At 66.0% G+C, this 17,898-nt stretch carries 15 protein-coding genes; 6 read left to right on the top strand and 9 right to left on the bottom strand.

The genetic code is table 11. The features are described from left to right. Positions 1-524 precede the first annotated feature (524 nt). From qhpG to EYW47_RS32415, 6 genes are all read right to left on the bottom strand, one after another. Complete coding sequence (gene qhpG, locus EYW47_RS32440; protein WP_133198896.1) at positions 525-1,841, bottom strand: flavin-dependent monooxygenase QhpG; 1,317 nt, start codon at positions 1,839-1,841, stop codon at positions 525-527. After that, a complete protein-coding gene (gene qhpE / locus EYW47_RS32435; RefSeq protein WP_133198895.1) occupies positions 1,838-2,551 on the bottom strand; it encodes a subtilisin-like serine protease QhpE in 714 nt (237 codons plus the stop codon). The genes qhpG and qhpE overlap by 4 nt, the downstream gene beginning before the upstream one ends. Beyond that, complete coding sequence (locus EYW47_RS32430; protein WP_133198894.1) at positions 2,541-4,280, bottom strand: ABC transporter ATP-binding protein; 1,740 nt, start codon at positions 4,278-4,280, stop codon at positions 2,541-2,543. The genes qhpE and EYW47_RS32430 overlap by 11 nt, the downstream gene beginning before the upstream one ends. Positions 4,281-4,314: 34 nt before the next feature. Next, complete coding sequence (locus EYW47_RS32425) at positions 4,315-6,261, bottom strand: sigma-54-dependent Fis family transcriptional regulator (RefSeq protein WP_205710197.1); 1,947 nt, start codon at positions 6,259-6,261, stop codon at positions 4,315-4,317. A gap of 303 nt (positions 6,262-6,564) precedes the next feature. Then, positions 6,565-6,888, bottom strand: a complete 324-nt coding sequence (locus tag EYW47_RS32420; RefSeq protein ID WP_133198892.1) for a high-potential iron-sulfur protein — start codon at positions 6,886-6,888, stop codon at positions 6,565-6,567. An 80-nt stretch (positions 6,889-6,968) separates the two neighbouring features. After that, entirely contained in the window at positions 6,969-8,462 is a 1,494-nt protein-coding gene (locus EYW47_RS32415; RefSeq protein WP_133198891.1) for an aldehyde dehydrogenase family protein, read from the bottom strand. A 401-nt stretch (positions 8,463-8,863) separates the two neighbouring features. Between EYW47_RS32415 and peaA the strand changes: the two genes are divergently transcribed. From peaA to peaD, 4 genes are all read left to right on the top strand, one after another. After that, positions 8,864-10,459, top strand: coding sequence for a quinohemoprotein amine dehydrogenase subunit alpha (gene peaA, locus EYW47_RS32410; protein WP_205710196.1), 1,596 nt, complete (start codon positions 8,864-8,866; stop codon positions 10,457-10,459). Between the two features lie 72 nt (positions 10,460-10,531). Continuing rightward, the gene (peaB, locus tag EYW47_RS32405) at positions 10,532-11,980 is read left to right on the top strand and encodes a quinohemoprotein amine dehydrogenase maturation protein (protein WP_133198890.1); all 1,449 of its coding nucleotides are present in this window, start codon (positions 10,532-10,534) and stop codon (positions 11,978-11,980) included. 1 nt (position 11,981) lies between these two features. Next, positions 11,982-12,305 (top strand): quinohemoprotein amine dehydrogenase subunit gamma, encoded by a 324-nt coding sequence (gene qhpC / locus EYW47_RS32400; RefSeq protein ID WP_028221350.1) that lies wholly within the window; start codon positions 11,982-11,984, stop codon positions 12,303-12,305. A gap of 29 nt (positions 12,306-12,334) precedes the next feature. After that, positions 12,335-13,465, top strand: a complete 1,131-nt coding sequence (peaD, locus tag EYW47_RS32395; protein WP_133198889.1) for a quinohemoprotein amine dehydrogenase subunit beta — start codon at positions 12,335-12,337, stop codon at positions 13,463-13,465. 80 nt (positions 13,466-13,545) lie between these two features. On the opposite strand, the gene EYW47_RS32390 is transcribed toward peaD, so the two are convergent. Beyond that, the gene (locus EYW47_RS32390) at positions 13,546-13,824 is read right to left on the bottom strand and encodes a hypothetical protein (protein WP_133198888.1); all 279 of its coding nucleotides are present in this window, start codon (positions 13,822-13,824) and stop codon (positions 13,546-13,548) included. Between the two features lie 182 nt (positions 13,825-14,006). Here EYW47_RS32390 and EYW47_RS32385 point away from each other — a divergent pair, with 182 nt between their 5' ends. Continuing rightward, positions 14,007-14,645, top strand: coding sequence for an HAD family hydrolase (locus EYW47_RS32385; protein WP_133198887.1), 639 nt, complete (start codon positions 14,007-14,009; stop codon positions 14,643-14,645). A 123-nt stretch (positions 14,646-14,768) separates the two neighbouring features. Continuing rightward, on the top strand, positions 14,769-15,452 hold the full coding sequence (locus EYW47_RS32380) for a DUF4410 domain-containing protein (RefSeq protein WP_165976739.1): 684 nt from the start codon (positions 14,769-14,771) through the stop codon (positions 15,450-15,452). Positions 15,453-15,547: 95 nt separating this feature from the next. Here the strand turns inward: EYW47_RS32380 and EYW47_RS32375 are convergent, their stop codons facing one another. Continuing rightward, entirely contained in the window at positions 15,548-16,252 is a 705-nt protein-coding gene (locus EYW47_RS32375; RefSeq protein ID WP_133198885.1) for a glutathione S-transferase N-terminal domain-containing protein, read from the bottom strand. Positions 16,253-16,542: 290 nt separating this feature from the next. After that, positions 16,543-17,841 carry a TAXI family TRAP transporter solute-binding subunit gene (locus EYW47_RS32370; protein WP_133198905.1) on the bottom strand — a complete coding sequence of 433 codons (1,299 nt, stop codon included), beginning with the start codon at positions 17,839-17,841 and terminating at the stop codon, positions 16,543-16,545. Positions 17,842-17,898: the final 57 nt, after the last annotated feature.

The raw sequence follows: 17,898 nt of genomic DNA, 5'->3' as shown, positions 1-17,898 counted from the left end.
GACGCAGTGGACCACTAACCTTTAATCGGAGTGGCTCCGGGGCGTCTGTCGCCACTCGCCGTCACCCGGAGTGACTAAGGGCTCATCCGTCCGGCGGCGCTGCGCGCGCCGTGGGGCATAACCAAAACCAGTGGGATGTGCTCAGTTTCGTAGGACTCTCGCGTATTTGCTCGGCAGTACTTTCGCGCATTCGCCAGGCAGCGCGCCCGGTTTTTCTTGCAGACCCTTCCGCCCGCGCGTAGCGCGCGGCGGGAAGAATGAGCCCCTTGTCACTGAGGCGGAGTGTGCGAGGAGACGGATGCCCCGGAGCCGCTCCGATTGAACGGGCAGTGGTGGACTGCGTCACACTGGCGGTTTGAGCCGCTTTCTTTTGCCTACTTTTCTTTGCGGCTGCAAAGAAAAGTAGGTGCCGCCCCGCACAGGGGCAACACCAATAGACCTACATGAAAACAAGGAAAGGCACAAACTCAAAACAACCCAACAAAAACCCGGCAATCACAACACACACACTTAGAAAAACAGAATCAAACGAGTGCATGCGGATAGCCCTGCGCTGCGAGCCACTTGCGAATCATGCGGGCGGTATCGGCGTCGAGCGACCTGAGCGTTTCTTCCGCGCTCTCACACTTGAGCTTCTCAACGATCGGCGCAAGCGGCACCCCCTGCAGATGCCAGACGCCCAGCGGCTGATCGGGGCTGACGACAACATCGGCTTCGCCGATCACATCACCATCGATCACCGGCGCACGAGCGATCGTGAGCTGCCCGAAGTCGGGAACCTGATGGGTGGGCACATCGTCGGGCCAGCGGCTGCGGGCCTGCCAAAACGGCGACGCGCCAAAGCGCTGCTCGAGCGCGTAAAAGTCGCGCCCCGTGCGCGCGAAGCGCAGGAAAAGATGCTCAATGCGCTGTTGATGGAAGCGCAGCGCCAGCTCGGCGCGCTCGGGCCGGCTGATGAGCGTGTGGATCACGGCGGGCGCCTGCAGCGCCGACGAGAGCGACTGGAAGATCCCGTTGCCCGAGAGCGGATCGACGGCCATCGCGGCATCGCCCACGCGCAGCCAGTTGCGCGCGCCGGTGCGCCCGCACAGCGTGGCCGTGCTGCTGCGCGCATAGAGCCGTGCCTGCGCACCGGCCTCGCCAGCGAAGAAAGCGCTCGCGAGCGGCGAGTGCCGCATGCGCGCGCAGAATGCGAGCAGCTCGTCGCGTTGCGGCAGCTCCGCGCTCGCGACGTCGAGTGTCATCTGCCAGTAGCAGCGGCCGTCGGGCAGGCGCGCCATCCAGGCCCAGCCGTCCTGCAGGCTTTCCACGGCCGAGGCGGCGGCCCCCGGCGCACCTTGCCAGACGTTGAGGAGGCTCAGCGTTTGCGGGCCGCGCGTGGCGTCGCGCATGAGCGGCGCGAGCCGGCCGCGTGCTTCGACGAGAAAGTCGGCGTTCAGCGAGAGCGGTCCATCGGCGGTCTCGATCATCAGGTCATGCGTGTGCGGCGTCGATTGCACCGAACGCACCGTCGCTTCAACCACTTCAACGCCCGCTTCGTGCAAGTCTGCGCGCAGCGCGGCGTCGAAAGCGTGCCGGTCGACCAGAAACTCGGCGTTGACCGTCTGCGTGACGCCGTTCCAGAGCGTGGTGCGCGCGCACGGTCCTTCGGCGCACGCGGAGGCACGGAACAGGCCCGCGCGGCGCAGGCCCTCGAGCACGCGCAGCGACAGGCCTTCCACGGCGTCGAAGCGGCGCCGGTCGCTCACCACGGTCACCGCGTAGCCGAGTATGGCCAGCGCGCGCGCCACGGCCGCGCCTGCGGGCCCCGCACCGAGCACGACAATCTGCGGGGCCTTCATGAGGCGAGCGAGCGCCGTTCGGCGCCGATGTAGGCCGCATGCGCGCGCAGATGCGCGAGCAGCGCATCGCGGTCAGCCGCGGGGTCGAGCATGAGCCGGGCCGCGATGTGGCCGCTGAGCGCGGCGGTGGCGATGCTCGCGCCGGCGGGCGCACCACGTTCGTTAGACATGCCAGGCATGCCTTGAGCCTGTCCCTTCACCACGGCGCCGAAATCGGCTTGCGCCGTGTCGAGCCAGGACCACTGATGCGCGGCGCAGCGCGCGTCGCCGGTCACGCGAATGACGCCCGGATAGCTGGCGGGAAACACGCCCGCGCCTTGCGCGGGGCTCGACGCGCAGACCACGATGCCGGCGTCCACGGCCTCTGCGCACGCTTCGCGCAATGCGCTGCGATCGGCGCGCACGCCCAGGCTCAGATTGATGATGCGCACGCGCTGCGCGATCAGCCAGCGCACGGCAGCGGCGATCTGCGCGGCGCTCGTTACGGGGTGCTCGTGAAAGACTTGCGCGACGCAGAACCGCGCGCCGGGCGCGGCGTGCATGATGTGCGCGAGCACTGCACTGCCGTGGCCGAGTTTGTCCGGCGTAGCGGCGCGCTCATGCACGCACAGATCCTCGCCCAGCGCGAAGCCGAGCGCGGCGTCCACCGACGCCGCCTGCCCGGCGCCATAGCCGCTATCCACGATGCCGACGCGCAGTTCATGAGACATGGGCGGCACACTCCTCATACGCATTGGCGCGGCGTTGCAGGCGTCCTTCGACGAGATCGAAATGCAGATCGGCGTGCGCGAGTGTGGACGCGCGATGGCTGATGAGCACGCGCGTGCGCGCGTGAAAGAGCGCGTCGATCTGCGCGATGACCTGGCGCTCGGTGGCTTCATCGACAGCCGAGGTCGCCTCGTCGAGCACGAGTATCGACGGGTCTTGCAGCAATGCACGGGCGATCGCGATGCGCTGTTTTTGGCCGCCCGAAAGCTGCTGCCCGCGCTCGCCGACGAGACTGTCGATGCCCTCGGGCAGCGTCGCCACGAGCTCGTCGAGCTGTGCGGCGCGCACCGCCTCCACGATCTGCGCGCGGCTTGCGTGCGGTGCGCTGTAGCGCACGTTGTCGGCGAGGCTGCCGTGAAACAGCACGATGTCCTGGCTCACGACCGCAATGCGGCGGCGCAGCTCGGCGAGATCGAGTTCGCGCAGATCCACGCCACCGAGGCGCAGCGTCCCTTGCTGCGGATCGTAGAAGCGCTGCATGAGGTCGATGAGCGTGGACTTGCCCACGCCCGAGGCGCCGCTCAGCGCGACCTTGCTGCCTGCGGGCAACACGGCCGAGACGCCGCGCAGGATACCTTGCGTGCGCGCGTCGTGGGCGAACCAGACATCTTCGAACGCGAGATCGCTGCCGGCAGGCGAGGGCGCGGGCTGCGCAGGCGGGGTCACCATGACAGGCTCGCGTTGCAGCTCGACCACGCGCGCGAGGCTCACGGTCATGCGTTGCAGCGCGACGTAGAGGCCGAGCAGGCTCTTCACGGGGCCGACCGCCATGCCCAGGTAGGTCGTGAACGCAATCAGCGAGCCGAGCTGCCACGTGCCCTTGACGACCCAGTAGCCGCCGAGCAGGAACGCGCCCGTGCGCGAAAGCGAAGTGAAGAGGCCCGGCACCGACTGCGTGAAAAATTCGGTGAGCTGAAGTTTGAGCAGCCGCTCCATGTAGCGGTCGCCCAGACCGTCGAGGCGGCGGCGCTCGGCGTCCTGCTGGCCCGATGCCTGAATGAATTTCATCGCGGGCAGTGTCTCGACGAGAAACGACGAGAGATCGGCGGCGCTCTCGCGCAGGCTGCGCGCGTCGCGCTCGACCTTGCGGCGCATGTGGCGCAGCCACAATGCCTCGAACGGAATCAGCACCGCGACGAGCAGGGAAAGCTTGGCCGAGAGCGTGAGCAGCAGCGCCACGGAGCCGATCAGCCCGATCACGCTGGACACGGCGGAGAAGAGCGCATCGAGCGCGAAGCGCTGGATCTCGGCGACATCGCCATCGAGCCGCGAGAGCAGGTCGCCGATGCGCCGCCTGCCGTAGAACGAGGGCGGCAGCTTTTGCAGATGCGTGTACACGGCGCCGCGCAGCGCGAACAGCACACGGCCGGAGAGCCGCGTGTGCAGATAGCGGTTGACGCCGCCGAGCAGCGTGCCCGCGATGCCGGCGAGCACCATCGCGGCCGCGAGCGCGAGCAGCACGGGGTAGTTACGGCCGATCAGGCCGCGGTCGATCATCTCTTTCGTGATCCACGGCTGCACGAGCGCGACAAAGGACGCGCCGACCGAAAGCGCGAGCAGGCCCGCAATCGCAAGCCTGTGCGGGCGCACGAAACCATACAGCCAGGCCACCGACTCGCGCAGCCGCGCGCGGTCGTCGGTCCTGATGAAACGTAGCAGCAGGCTCAGCATGATCGATTAGTATGTCGAACGAATCAAAGGTGCATCATGGACGCAACCGCTTGAGCTTGCGATAGAGCGTCGCGCGGCTGATGCCGAGCGTCTGCGCGGCGGCCGCGACGTTGCCCTCGTGGCGCGCGAGGCTTTCGCGTATCAGCTCGTCCTCGTGCTTGCGGATCAAGCCGCGCGAGCCCGTGCCGGGCGTGGTGGGGCACCCGCCGTCGATGAAGCCGTCGCAGAGGTGGTCGAGGCCGAGTTCGTATTCGTCGTCGGCGCGCACGGCCAGCGCGGTGCGCAACACCATTTCCAGTTGACGGATATTGCCGGGCCACGAGTGTGTGCGGAACACGTCGGCAAGCTCGGCGCTGATGCCCACTTGCGAAGCACCCAGGCGCGCTAGCAGCGATTCGACGATCAGGTCCACGTCGTCGCGCTCGCGCAGCGCGGGCAGATGCACGCTCACGCCGTGGATGCGGTAATAGAGGTCTTCGCGGAAGCTCTTTTCGCGCACCATCGTCTGCAGATTGCGGTGCGTCGCGCAGATCACGGCGATGTCGATGGGCTGCTCCTCGCCCGCGCCAAGCGGCGCCACCTTGCGCTCCTGGAGCACGCGCAGCAGGCGCGCCTGCAAGTGCAGCGGCATGTCGCCGATTTCGTCGAGAAAGAGCGTGCCGCCGTTGGCCTGCATCAGGCGCCCGGTCATGCCGCCCTTGCGCGCGCCCGTGAACGCGCCGTCGCGATAGCCGAACAGCTCCGATTCGATGAGGCCCTCGGGTATCGAGGCGCAATTCACGGCGACGAACGGCTTGCCCGCGCGTGCGCTGGCGTCGTGCAGGCCGCGCGCGATCACTTCCTTGCCGGTGCCGGTCTCGCCCTGCACGAGCACGGGCAACCCATTGTTGAGGCCCTGACGCGCCATTTGCAGCGCGCGTAGCAGTCGGCTCTGGCGGCCCGCGAGTTTCGCGAGGCCGTCTATGTTCGCAGTTTGCGCGCGCGTGTGGGCGGCAGCGTTGGGCGCGAGTGCTTGCACAGAGCGGGCGCCGTCGAAGCGCGTTGCGGCACGGCGTGGCGCGCGCAACACGCGAAACGCGTACTCGCCCGGCAGCGCGGCCACGCGCAGCGCGCCAGCCGTATCGAGCAGCGCGGTGAACGGCAGCTCGCGCGGGCCTTCGCAGCGCCGGCCCGCGAGCTCGCTGCGCGACAGACGAAGCAGGTCGCAAGCCTGCGCATTGGCCGCGACGATCTCGCCGTCGTCGCGCACGGCGAGCACGCCGCTCCACGTCGAGTCGAGATACGGGCGGCGCGGATGAAACGCCAGCACGAAAAGCTCGGGAAAGAACGCTTCGAACAGGCGCGTTTCGATGTGATTCGCGGCCGCGCCAATGAGCATCGAAGGCGTGTCGTGCAGGATCGGCAACTGGCCGTCGCGCGTGAGGTCGAGTACGCCGATCACGTTGCCGTGCGGATCGGTGATCGGCAGCGAGCAGCACGAAAAACGGCTCAGGCGGCCGATGAAATGCTCGCCGCTGTCGATCGCCACGGGACGGCCTTCGACGAGCGCCGTGCCGAGCGCATTTGTGCCGCGCAGCGACTCGGTCCAGGTCGCGCCCGGGGAGACGTCGAAGATGCCGAGGTCGGCAAGCGCGGCCGCGTCGCCTTCCACGCGCAGGATCGTCGCATCGGCATCGGCGAGGATCACGAGACCCTCGCGTCCGCAGCGCTCTTCGAGGAAATCGAGCTCGGGCGAAGCGGCGTCGAGCAGCATGCGGTTGGCCGCGTGCAGGTCGTCGAGGTTGCCGAATTCGCGCAGGCTCACGAGCGCGTCGTCGTGCCCGCGCACGCCGTGCGCGAGCGAGCGGCGCCACGAGGCGTCGATCTCGCTGCGCAGATAGCCTTCGGGCAGATGACCTTCGGCGCGCAGGCGCTCGCGGATCAGATGGGTGGTTTGCAACCGGTCCGGAATCGCCGCGCCGGGAGGAAAGAAGTCTTGCAAGCTGTCCCCCTTAAGAGTGAAAGCGGTTCGCCACCTGCATCGGTGCCGCGCGTGAGAAAAAGCCCGCCTAATCTCGCACAGATGCCGGGGCGAATCCATCCGGTGAACAACGCATATCGCCGGGCTGCATGGGGTGTTTCCCCAAGGGCGTTGCCGTGTTGTTGCCGCGAGGCATGCACGCCGGTCAGGGCGCAAAGGGGAGTGCAAGCACGCTGCGATGCATGCGCCGCGCATGATCGTTCGTTCACGTCCGGCGCGGCGCACGGTGTCTCGCTGACGCTTCGCGAAGGACGGTTCGCGGTGCTAGCCAGCGCGTTGGTTGTACGCGTTGCACCAGCCGGCGGTCGCAACGCGCTTGCCGCCGAAGAGCGGGCACGCGCCCGCGGCGTCGCCAGGCTTGCCCTGGTAGAACGAGCAGTTGCCGCAGTCCTGGCCTGGTGCGTAGCGTGCGAACTGTGCCTTGTCCATGCGCGCGGCATCGGCGTGATAGCCGAGCGCCTTTGCTGGCGCATCGCTTTCGGTGAGCAGGGGCGCTTCGGCGCGCGCGTTGCGCTGAAGCACGAAGGTAGTGGCCGCGCCAATCGTGGTAATCACGAATGCGCGGCGGGAGAATGTCGTCTGATTCATGGTGCTTCGTTCTGTGGGGAAAATACGGGTTGCGGGCCACCGCTGGCGGTGCGTCGCGCGCGAGCGGTGGCGTGCAATCGTCAGATGCTCATGAGCACGCTCTTGATCTCGGTGTAGTGCTCGATGGCGGCGGCGCCCATTTCGCGGCCGAGGCCCGACATGCGGTAGCCGCCGAACGGCAGCGAAGGATCGAGCGCGCTATGGCAGTTGACCCACACCGAGCCGGACTTGATCTTCGGGATCATGCGGTGCGCCGCCGCCAGGTTGTTGGTCCAGATGCTCGCGCCCAGGCCGTAGCGCGTGTCGTTGGCGAGGCGCAGCGCGTCCTCGATCGTGTCGAACGGAATCGCCACGAGCACCGGCCCGAAAATCTCCTCCTGCACGAGCGGACCTTTCTGATCGGCATCGACGATCACGGTGGGCTTCACGAAGTAGCCCGGGCCGTACTGCTCGCCGCCGCAGGCGAGCTGCGCGCCCGCCGCGCGTCCGCGCTCGATGTAGCCCATCACGCGCTGCTGCTGCTTCTGCGAGATCAGCGGTCCCATCTCGACGCTCGGATCGAGCCCGTTGCCGAGCTTCATGCGGCTCGCGATCGAGGCAATGTCGCCGACGATGTTGTCGAAGCGCTTGCGCTGCACATACAGGCGCGAGCCCGCGCAGCACACCTGGCCCTGATTGAAGAAGATGGCCGTGGCGGCGCCCGCGGCGGCGGCGGCCGGGTCCGCGTCGTCGAGCACGATGGTGGGCGACTTGCCGCCCAGTTCCAGCGTGATGCGCGTCATCGACTCCATGGCCGCCTTGCCGATGAGCTTGCCGACTTCGGTCGAGCCCGTGAACGTGAGCTTGTCCACGTCTGGATGATGCGAGAGCGCGGCGCCCGCTTCGGCGCCGGTGCCCGTCACCACGTTGAAGACGCCCGGCGGGTAGCCCGCTTCGAGCGCGAGCTCCGCGAGCCTGAGCGCGGAGAGCGGTGTTTCGTCGGCGGGCTTGAGCACGACCGTGCAGCCCGTGGCGAGCGCGGGGCCGAGCTTCCAGCAGGCGAGCAGCAGCGGAAAATTCCACGCGACGATCGCGCCCACCACGCCCACCGCTTCGCGGCGCGTGTAGCCATGAAACTGGCCCTCGGGCATGAGCGGCATGGAGACATCGACGGTCGAGCCTTCGATCTTTGTCGCAAAGCCGGCCATGTAGCGCAGGAAGTCGATGGAGAGCTGCACGTCCATCACGCGCGCCACCTGGGCGCTCTTGCCGTTGTTCACGCATTCGAGCTCGGCGAGCATCTGCGCGTCGCGCTCGACGAGATCGGCGAGACGCCACAGCAGATTCTGGCGCTCGCGTGGGCGCATGCGGCTCCACGCGGAATCGTCGAAGGCCTGGCGCGCCGCGCGCACGGCGCGGTCCACATCTTCCGCGCCGGACTTCGGCACGTCGGCGAGATGTGCGCCCGTGGCCGGGTTGTGCACGGCTAGCGTCGCGCCGCTGGCGGCATGCACCCATGCGTCGCCGATCAGCATGGTCGGTGCGCGCTCGATGAACGCCTGGGTTTGCGGGAGTAGAGACAGCGGAGCCTGCATGAGATGATCCTCGCTCTTTGGGTTGGCAGAGGACGAGCGCTAAGCAGCTTCCATACCAGTCGCTGCAAGCCCTGCGCCGCATATCGAGGCAACGGCAATGTCGCGCACAACGTGTCTCATTTTGAGAATTCGCATGAGACGCGAGACGAGAATGGCACGCGGCCGAATGCGTCGCCGATGCATTGGAGCGCCGACCTGCGCAAGCGAATTATTTTTTGCATCGGTATTTACCCGATTCTCGCGTTACAGAAAAACCCTTGTTTCAGGGGCTCAAATCGCTCGCGCACGGCGTTTTGCGCGATTGGCATGACCCATGCTTTATCTCCCCGCGAATAATCGAGCCGCCTGATACACGAGAGATAGACGAACGGCGACATGGAACCCGGTAAAGGAGCGAGGCCTTGTTCAAGAATTTCATTCGACGCAGTACCTTGTTGAGCATCGCGGGGTTGGCCGCGCCGCTCGCGTTCGCGACGGCGGCGCACGCGCAGGCACAGCAGCAGCACGACGCGCTCACGATCATCAGCCACACCTGCGCGGCGTGCCATACCGCCGAATCGAAAGATTCGTGGAGCCGCATCAGCCATCAGCGCAAGACGCCCGAGGGCTGGCTCATGACGATCGCGCGCATGCAGACCATGCATGGCCTCGTCATCAGCGACGCGGACCGGCAGATCCTCGTGAAGTATTTGTCCGACCGCCAGGGCCTTGCGCCCACGGAAACGGCCGACGCGCGTTATGCGCTCGAACAGCGTCTGAATACGCAGGAGACCATCGGCACCGAGGAATTCAAGCAGATGTGCGCGCGTTGCCACTCGGCGGCGCGGCCCGTATTGCAGCGGCGCCCGGTCGAGGAGTGGGACAAGCTCGTGAATTTCCACCTCGGGCAATGGCCGTCGATCGAATACTCGGCGATGGGCCGCGACCGCGAGTGGCTGCAAGTGGCGCTCAAGGACATTGCGCCGATGCTGGCGAAGCAATACCCCTATGACAGCAAGGACTGGGCGGACTGGCAAAAGAGCCGTCCGGCTGCGTCGACGTTCGTGGGCAACTGGACCTTCAGCGGCCACATGCCCGGACGCGGCGACGCGTACGGCGTGATGAGCGTGACGGGCGGCGCCAACGACACGTTCAAGGTATCGCTCAAGGGCCGTTATGCCGACGGCAGCGCGCTCGACGGCAACGGCTCGGCGATGCTCTACGACGGCTATGAGTGGCGCGCGAGCATCAAGGTGCAGGGCGTTGAAATGCGCCAGGTGCTGGCGGCCACGGATGGCGAGATGAAGGGCCGCATGTTCGACGACGCGCACACCGAGCGCGGTCTCGACTTCACGGCGGCGAAGGCCGGCACGGCGCGCATTCTTGCCGTGCAGCCCGAGTACATCAAGGCCGGCACGCAAGCCGAGGTGACCGTGGTGGGCACCAACCTCCAGGGCACGCCCGACTTCGGGCCTGGTGTGGTGGTGACATCGGTGGTCTCGCGCTCGCCCCAGGCGATCCGCGTGCGCGTGAAGGCAGGCGCCGATAGCGCGGTGGGCCCGCGCGCGGTGAGCGTGGGCGGTGCGCAACTCGCGGACTTCTCCGTCTATCAGCAGATCAAGGAAGTGAAGGTCGTGCCCGAATACGCGGTGGCGCGTATCGGCGGCAACGGCGGATCGGTGCCGAAGGTCGAGGGCCGCTTCGACGCGCAGGCGTGGGGCGTGGATGCGGCGGGCAAGCCGTTCCGTATCGGCGTGGTGCCGGCGCAATGGTCGGTCGAGCCGTTCAACGACCAGGCGAAGGAAGACCACGACGTGAAGTTCGCGGGCGCGATGCAGGCCTCGACCGGCATCTTCACGCCCGGCGACGCAGGCCCGAATCCGGCACGCCGCATGTCCACGAACAACACCGGCAATCTCAACGTAATCGCGACCGTGAACGATGGCGGCCAGAGCGTATCGGGCAAGGCGCACATGATCGTCGGGGTGCAGCGCTGGAACAATCCGCCGATTCCTTGATGCATGACGCTCACGAGAATCAAGGCCATTTAAAGGCCGAAGCCAGTCTGGATCGAATGCAAGGAGAGTGAGATGAGCGCCATGTTGAACTTGGTGGAGCGCAATATGCACGAGGTGCAGGTGGACCACGAGCGCCTGATGTTCCATATCCCGAGCAGTTCGCTGTTCGCCGCCGACAAGGTGACGGCGGAGATTATCGACGCGCTGCGCGAGAGCAGTTGCACGGCGGAGGAATTGTTCGCGCGGCTCGCGGGCAAGTCCGCGGCGCACGATGTGAACAAGGCGAACGAGGTGAGCGAGACGCTGCGCGAGCTGCTCGCGCTCGAAGTGGTGAGCGACGGCTCGCCACTCTCACCCGATATTGCCGTGAAGCGCGTGGAGCGCACGGCGATCAACACCGTCGTGCTCAACGTGAATACGGGCTGCAATCTGAGTTGTACGTACTGCTACAAGGAGGATCTCGATACGCCTTCCGCAGGGCGCCGCATGGACATGGAGACCGCGAAGGCGTCCGTGGAGATGCTGCTCAAGGAATCGCCCGACGAATCGCGCTATACCGTGGTGTTCTTCGGCGGCGAGCCGCTCAGCAACCGCAAGCTGATCGAGTGCATGGTCGAGTATTGCGAGCTGCGCTTCGGCGCGCTCGGCAAGCAAGTCGACTTCGTGATGACGACCAACGCGACGCTGCTCACAGAGGAGATCGTCGACTGGCTCGACGCGCATCGCTTCGGCCTTTCGGTGAGCATGGACGGGCCACGCTCGATCCACGATCTCAACCGCCGCACCGTGGGCGGTGCGGGAACGTATGACGTGGTCCGCCGCAAGGCGGAGATGCTGCTCAAGCGCTATCGCAGCCGGCCCGTGGGCGCGCGCGTCACGCTCACGAGCGGCGTGACCGATATCGCGGGCATCTGGGACCACCTCATCAATGAGCTGGGCTTTGCGGAGGTGGGCTTCGCGCCCGTGACGTCGGGCCAGCTCGACACCTTCAATATGCAGCCTGAAGAGCTCACGCGCGTATTCGAGAACATGAAGGCGCTGGGGCGCCGCTATCTGCGTGCCGCGCTGGAGAACCGCAACATCGGCTTTTCGAATCTGCACCAGCTCATCACCGACATCCACGAAGGGCACAAGAAGTCGCTGCCTTGCGGCGCGGGCCTGAAGATGCTCGCCGTCGATCACAAGGGCGACCTGAACCTGTGCCACCGCTTCACGGGGTCGACGCTGCCCACTTTCGGCAACGTGCATGCGGGCGTGGACACGGAGCGGCTCACGGACTTTCTCTCCGAGCGGCTCGACCGCAGCGGCACGGGCTGCGAGAGCTGCCGCATCCGCAACCTGTGCTCGGGCGGCTGCTATCACGAGAGCTATGCGCGCTACGGCGACCCGCAGCATCCCACTTACCACTACTGCGATCTGATGCGCGACTGGGTCGATTTCGGCATCGAAATCTATGCCCGCATCATGGCGGCCAACCCGGCGTTCATCGACAACCACATCACTCCTCGCAAGGCACACTGACATGAAACATTTGAAGCCGCTCAACAACAAGGCGAAGCAGCTCGAGCAGGCGGCGGCTGAGGACCGCCTGGAGGAAGTCGTCGCGATGACGTCGGTGGCGGGCTGCACGGCCACCACCGACCCCGGCTGGGAAGTGGACGTGTTCGGCGGCGTGGCCTCGCTGTGCCAGCCGATGGAAGCCGACCTGTATGGCTGCTCCGATCCGTGCTGGTGGCCCGCGCAGGTGCCGGACATGATGAGCACGTACCAGGACTGGAACAAGACGGCCGCCGATTCGGGCAAGGACTGGCGCCATCTCGGCAGCGTCTTCCCGAAGGATAACTAAATTATACGGATCGATTAAAGGGACATGTCATGGCATTGAGGAAGCACACCTACCGGGCCGCGCTCGCCGCCGCGCTGGGCGCCTTCACGACGCTCTCCACGCTTGCGGCGGCGGCGCCGGACACACCGCTCGAAAGCGGCCACGAGTATCTTGCGGTCACGAACTATCCGAACAATCTGAGCGTGATCGACACGGCAACCGAAACGGTCTACAAGACCTGCTCGCTGCCTGACGCGTATGGGCCGGGCACGATGCAGATCAGCCCGGACAAGAAGCGCGCCTATGTGCTCAACAATCACTACGGCGACCTCTACGGCATCGATCTGGACTCCTGCAAGACGGTGTTTCATGCGGCGCTTTCGCAGTCGTGGGACGAGCGCGCGCGGGCGATGTTCTCGATCGCGCTGAGCCCGGACGGAAAGGAGATCTACAGTATCGTCAATCCGACGAAGATGAATCGCGACAGCTACGAAGTTCAGGCGCCGCGCCTGCAGGTGTGGGCGGCCGATGGCGGGCTGGACGCGAAGCCGGTGCGCACGTTCCCGGCGCCGCGGCAGACCACCATGATGCAGGCCGCCGACGACGGCTCGCTTTTCATCATCGGCCCGGCGGTCTACCGCATGAACGTCCACACAGGCAAAGTCGACGTGGCGGCGCCCCTGCGCGACTGGAAACGCCCGCTGCATGGCGAGCCCGACGTGCTCTACGTGTGGCCCCAGCAGCGCCCGCAGCACACGTTCAATCTGCTCTATACGGCCGACCGCTTCCCGGATGAAAAGAAGGACCCGGACAAGGCGCAGACCATGTACGGGTACATCGACATCGACCTCGCCACGGGCAAGACGACGCTCAAGGACTTTGCGCCGTTCACTGAGATCTATTTTTCGGGGGGCATCTCGCCCAAGGATCCCAATATCATGTACGGGGTGCTCAACCGGCTCGCGAAGTACGATGTCAAGGACGAAAAACTGCTGAAGAGCGTGCCGCTCGATCATTCGTACTACTGCTTGTCTCTGGATAAGGCGGGCAACAAGATCTATCTGGCGGGCACGTTCAACACCGTTGCCGTGTACGACGCGGATTCGCTCGAGAAGCTCAAGGAGATCACCGTGCCCGGCGGCGACATGGCGATCACGACGGCGCAGATTTTCACGCGCTGATTCATGCGCGGAGAGCGGGGGAGATGGCGCGGGCGCCAGGCCCGCGCCGCAAGACAGGTGAGGGCCGTCGGGCGGCTGGTCTAGCGCTGGGTTGTGCCGCCCGTTTCGTCGGCGCTTTCGAGCGCCTTGCGCTCGCGCCGCTCCTCGTTGCCGCGGCGCGCGCGCATGCGCTGGCGCGAGAGGACGTGGATGACCTCGCCAGTGCTGGCATTCTCGGGAATTTCGTTGCGGATCACGTTGGCCACCATCGGCAGCCCCTGGCGCTGGCGCCTCAGCGCACGCGCAATCGCGCCGCGGCAGGCCGGCCCATGGCAATCCCACTCGTCGCGCGTCTTTGCGCAGTAACGGCATTGTTCCATGGGCTGCAGTGTAACCGGAATCGCCGGGCGTTTTCGGGGCAGGATCCCGTGCACATGCACAGTGGCGGCGCGGGCAAACCACGAGTAACGTGCGCGCGCGGACATTGGCGCGCGAACGCCGTGCTCGCGCCAGCCGCGTGGCAGTATGATCGGCTGCGGAGTTCGCGAGGCGGGAGCGGCACATGACAGCGGCGGCGGCGACGGCAGCGGCAATCGACCTGGTCCTCTTCGACATGGAGGGCGTGCTCTCCCATTACGACCGCGAGACGCGCGCCGCACGGCTCGCGGCCCTGACCGGCACGACGCCCGAGGCCGTGCGCGAGGCGATCTGGGGCTCGGGGCTCGAAGCGCGCGCCGACGCGGGCGAGCTCGCCCCCGAGGTCTATCTGCGTGCGCTCGGCGAGCTGCTCGGCTGCAACATGGACCGCGAGACCTGGCTGGCGGCGCGGCGCGCATCCATCACGCCCAACGAGGCGGCCATCACACTGGCCGGGCGTACGGCGCGGCGCTGCCGTATCGCCGTGTTGACCAACAACTGCCGCCTCGTCACCGACCACCTCGATTATCTGAATCCGCCGGTCGCGGAACTGTTCGGCGCGCGCGTCTATGCGTCTGCATCGTTTGGGGCGGTGAAGCCCGCGGCGCAGGCCTATCTCGGCTGTCTCGCGCAACTGGGCGCCGCGCCGCGCGAAACGCTCTTCATCGACGATGGCGAGGCGAACGTGCAGGGCGCGCTCGACGCTGGCCTGCACGCGTGCCGCTTCGTCGATGTCGAAACGCTCGCGCAAGACCTGCAGCGTTTTGGCGTGATCGACGGCTGAAGCCATGAAGGCGAATCAAGCCGTGCGGCGGCCACCCAGCAAGAGCGCGCGGCGCGTGGCGATTATCATGGGCGCGGTCCGTTCAAGAGTGAGTCTGCGATGAGAGTGTGCCGGGGAGTGTGCGTGTTCGCCGCGATATGCGTTGGCATAGGGCTTGGCTTGGGGGCGCCAGCGGCGTTCGCGCAGGCGGGCGCGAATCCGGTGCCGAATGCGCCAGCGACGGTGCCTGTGCAGGCCCCCGTGGTCTACGTGAGCGATTTCGAGCTGGACGCGGCCAACGTCACGACCGACCAGAATCCGGTGGACAGCGCGCGGCGCTTCGCGGGTGGCCTGCTGCCGAGGCCGTTTGCGCACCGCGACGACCCGCAGGCGCGCGCGCGCAAGATCGTCGACCAGATGGCGCAGACGCTGGTCGCCGACCTGCGCAAGGCGGGCATCGATGCGCGGCGCTTGCCCGCCGGCGCCGCGCCGCCCCCGCAGGGCTGGCTCGTGCGCGGTGTGTTCCTCGACGTCGATGAAGGCAATCGTCTACGGCGCTCGATGGTGGGCTTCGGCGCGGGCGCGAGCGAAATCGATCTGGCGGTTGCCGTCGACGATCTCTCGAAGCAGGCGCCCGCGCCGTTGTATCAGGTGGTCGAAACGCATTCGAGCCAGACCAAGCCGGGGGCCGGCGCGGCCATCGCGCTCAATCCCTACGTGGCTGCCGCGAAATTCGTGCTCGCGCGCGGCGAGCAACGCATGAGCGTCGAGCGCGCGGCGGGCGAGGTCTCGGACGCCGTAGTGGCGCGCGTGAAACCCGCGCATTGAAATGAGCGTTGAGGTGTCCGCCGAAATACCCATCGAGTGTTCACCGGGCACCGCCCACGAGACCCGCTGAGCGTCCGTGACACTCGTTGCGCGTATCAGCCGCGCGCAGGAATCTCGAGCCCGCGCTTGACGGCTGGACGTGCGAGGAAGGCGTCGAGCGCGCGCGCGACGTGACGGAAGTCGTTGAAGCCGACCAGATCGCCCGCCTCGTAGAAGCCGATGAGATTGCGCACCCACGGGAACGTGGCGATGTCGGCGATCGTGTAGTGCTCGCCCATGATCCACTTGCGGCCCGCGAGCTGCTGGTCGAGCACGTTGAGCAGGCGCCGCGACTCGGCCACATAGCGCTCGCGCGGGCGCTTGTCTTCGTAGTCCTTGCCGGCGAACTTGTTGAAGAAGCCCACCTGACCGAACATCGGCCCGATGCCGCCCATCTGGAACATGAGCCACTGGATCGCCTCATAGCGCTCGCGGCCTTCGCGCGCGAGGAGCTGGCCGCTCTTGTCGGCGAGGTAGATCAGGATCGCACCCGATTCGAAGAGCGGGAGCGGCGCGCCATCGGGGCCGTTGGGATCGATGATCGCGGGAATCTTGTTGTTGGGATTGAGCGAGAGGAATTCCGGCGACATCTGGTCGTTGGTGTCGAAGCGGACCAGATGCGGCTCGTAGGGCAGCCCCGTTTCTTCGAGCATGATCGACACCTTGACGCCGTTGGGCGTGGGCAGCGAATAGAGCTGGATGCGCTCGGGATGTTGCGCGGGCCATTTGCCGGAAATGGGGAAGGCGGAGAGATCGTTCATGCGAAGTCCTGTAACGGGGTGCGGATAGTGCCCGGCGCGCGGGCATAGCGGGGCATGGCATACGGCATGCCCCGCCATGCGGGCCGCACCGCGCGGGCGGCGCTCAGGCGGAACAGTTTAGTGGAAATGCGGCTGGCTTGCCTCGACTGCATCAGCCGCGCCAGGCGTCGATAGTGGTGACCGGCGGGTGACCGCGGGTGACCCGTGTGAATTTGCCAGGGATATCGAAGTAAAAGTCCACGATGCGGATGAAGCACGGATAAAAAATTAGCGCGTGCGCGGACGTACCGCTATCCCTGCGCTCTGTGCGCGGCATGCGCTATCCGGTCCCGCACGACACCAATTGCCTGCTTGAGGGCATAGACGTCCTGAAAGTAACGATATGGAATCCGTATCCGGCTCGCGTTCGCGTCGATGCTTTCGATCTCTTCGCTCCATTGCGCAATCTGTGAGCGCGTCGGCTCGCGGCTGTTCCACACTTCATCTTCCAGCGCCTTGATCTCGCGATACCAGACCACGAGGCGCTTCTTCATCCGCGCTTCGAGCAGGCGCGGCAAGGCTTGAAGCAAACCGAACAGGAGCGCCGCGAATGGCACGAGGATCAGCAGCCGTCGCTCAATCAGGCTTGCGAGCCAGAACGGCAAATTGCGGTACAGGAACGGCTGGCCAGATTTGAAGTAGCGAACGCTTTCGTCGGAGATCGGGAATTCTTCCGTATTCAGGTTCGGAAACGTGCCGTGCGGCGTGAAGTAATCTTCGCCGCCGTGGACGGTGTGGGCCGCGTCGAGCAGCAAATAGATGAGCGCCGGATGCAACGTATCTTTCGATACCAGCAGCGCGGTTGCCGCGAGCAGCGTGACGTCGGTGCGCGGCAGGTCTTCAGCGACATTCGTCGACGCACGCGGCAAAACAATTTTTGAAAGCGATGGGTATTTCTGCACCAGCGCATCGGCCTGCGAGAAACTCATCAACTTCAGATTGCTGTTGAGCAGGGTCTTCTGCATTTCGGCGTCGGGCCTGCCAATGAAGAAGGCTGCGTCGATCCGGCCGCTCTCGAGTGCTTGATAAGCCGCGGGCGCATCCATTTGCAGCAGCGTGGAGTTCTGGCTCGTGACGTCGCTATAGCCGAGCAATACCTGTGCAACATTGAGCAGGCCACTGCCGGGCACGCCCATCGAGATCCGCTTGCCGCGCAGTTGCGAGAGCCGGTCGACCGTGGTGTCGCCGCGATAGAACACCCAGATCGGTTCGTACGACACGGCAGCAATCGTGTGCAGATTGTCGGTATCTTTCGGACTGGTGGTGCCCGACTGGATGAACCCGACCTGGTAGGCGCTGTGTGGGTCCCGCAGCCGCTCATAATTCTCTACCGAGCCGGAAGAGCTGTGGATCTCGAGTTTGATGCCCGCGCGCTTTAGTACCGGTGCATAGCGATCCGCAAAGCCGCGATAGATCCCGTTGTCCGCGCCGCTGGTCATGACGATGGTGCGCTGGAACGCGGGCTCGACCACGATCGCTACCCCCCAGGCAAGCGAAGCTAACAGAATGATTGCGGCAATGATCAGGAAACGCCGCTTCGCCCGGGTCATGGGCGCTTTCTGGCTGCGCTGCAGTGCGGGTTTGTGTTTGGGCATCGTTGGCTACTT

The sequence above is a fragment of the Paraburkholderia silviterrae genome (assembly GCF_004353915.1).
Classification (GTDB): domain Bacteria; phylum Pseudomonadota; class Gammaproteobacteria; order Burkholderiales; family Burkholderiaceae; genus Paraburkholderia; species Paraburkholderia silviterrae.
This window is presented reverse-complemented; position numbering and strand designations above follow the sequence as displayed.

Excerpts from the sequence above, each read along its gene's own strand:
- qhpG (WP_133198896.1), bottom strand. The coding sequence starts at position 1,841 with ATGAAGGCCCCGCAGATTGTCGTGCTCGGTGCGGGGCCCGCAGGCGCG.
- qhpE (WP_133198895.1), bottom strand. The coding sequence starts at position 2,551 with ATGTCTCATGAACTGCGCGTCGGCATCGTGGATAGCGGCTATGGCGCC.
- EYW47_RS32430 (WP_133198894.1), bottom strand. The coding sequence starts at position 4,280 with ATGCTGAGCCTGCTGCTACGTTTCATCAGGACCGACGACCGCGCGCGG.
- EYW47_RS32420 (WP_133198892.1), bottom strand. The coding sequence starts at position 6,888 with ATGAATCAGACGACATTCTCCCGCCGCGCATTCGTGATTACCACGATT.
- EYW47_RS32415 (WP_133198891.1), bottom strand. The coding sequence starts at position 8,462 with ATGCAGGCTCCGCTGTCTCTACTCCCGCAAACCCAGGCGTTCATCGAG.
- peaB (WP_133198890.1), top strand. The coding sequence starts at position 10,532 with ATGAGCGCCATGTTGAACTTGGTGGAGCGCAATATGCACGAGGTGCAG.
- qhpC (WP_028221350.1), top strand. The coding sequence starts at position 11,982 with ATGAAACATTTGAAGCCGCTCAACAACAAGGCGAAGCAGCTCGAGCAG.
- peaD (WP_133198889.1), top strand. The coding sequence starts at position 12,335 with ATGGCATTGAGGAAGCACACCTACCGGGCCGCGCTCGCCGCCGCGCTG.
- EYW47_RS32390 (WP_133198888.1), bottom strand. The coding sequence starts at position 13,824 with ATGGAACAATGCCGTTACTGCGCAAAGACGCGCGACGAGTGGGATTGC.
- EYW47_RS32385 (WP_133198887.1), top strand. The coding sequence starts at position 14,007 with ATGACAGCGGCGGCGGCGACGGCAGCGGCAATCGACCTGGTCCTCTTC.
- EYW47_RS32375 (WP_133198885.1), bottom strand. The coding sequence starts at position 16,252 with ATGAACGATCTCTCCGCCTTCCCCATTTCCGGCAAATGGCCCGCGCAA.
- EYW47_RS32370 (WP_133198905.1), bottom strand. The coding sequence starts at position 17,841 with ATGACCCGGGCGAAGCGGCGTTTCCTGATCATTGCCGCAATCATTCTG.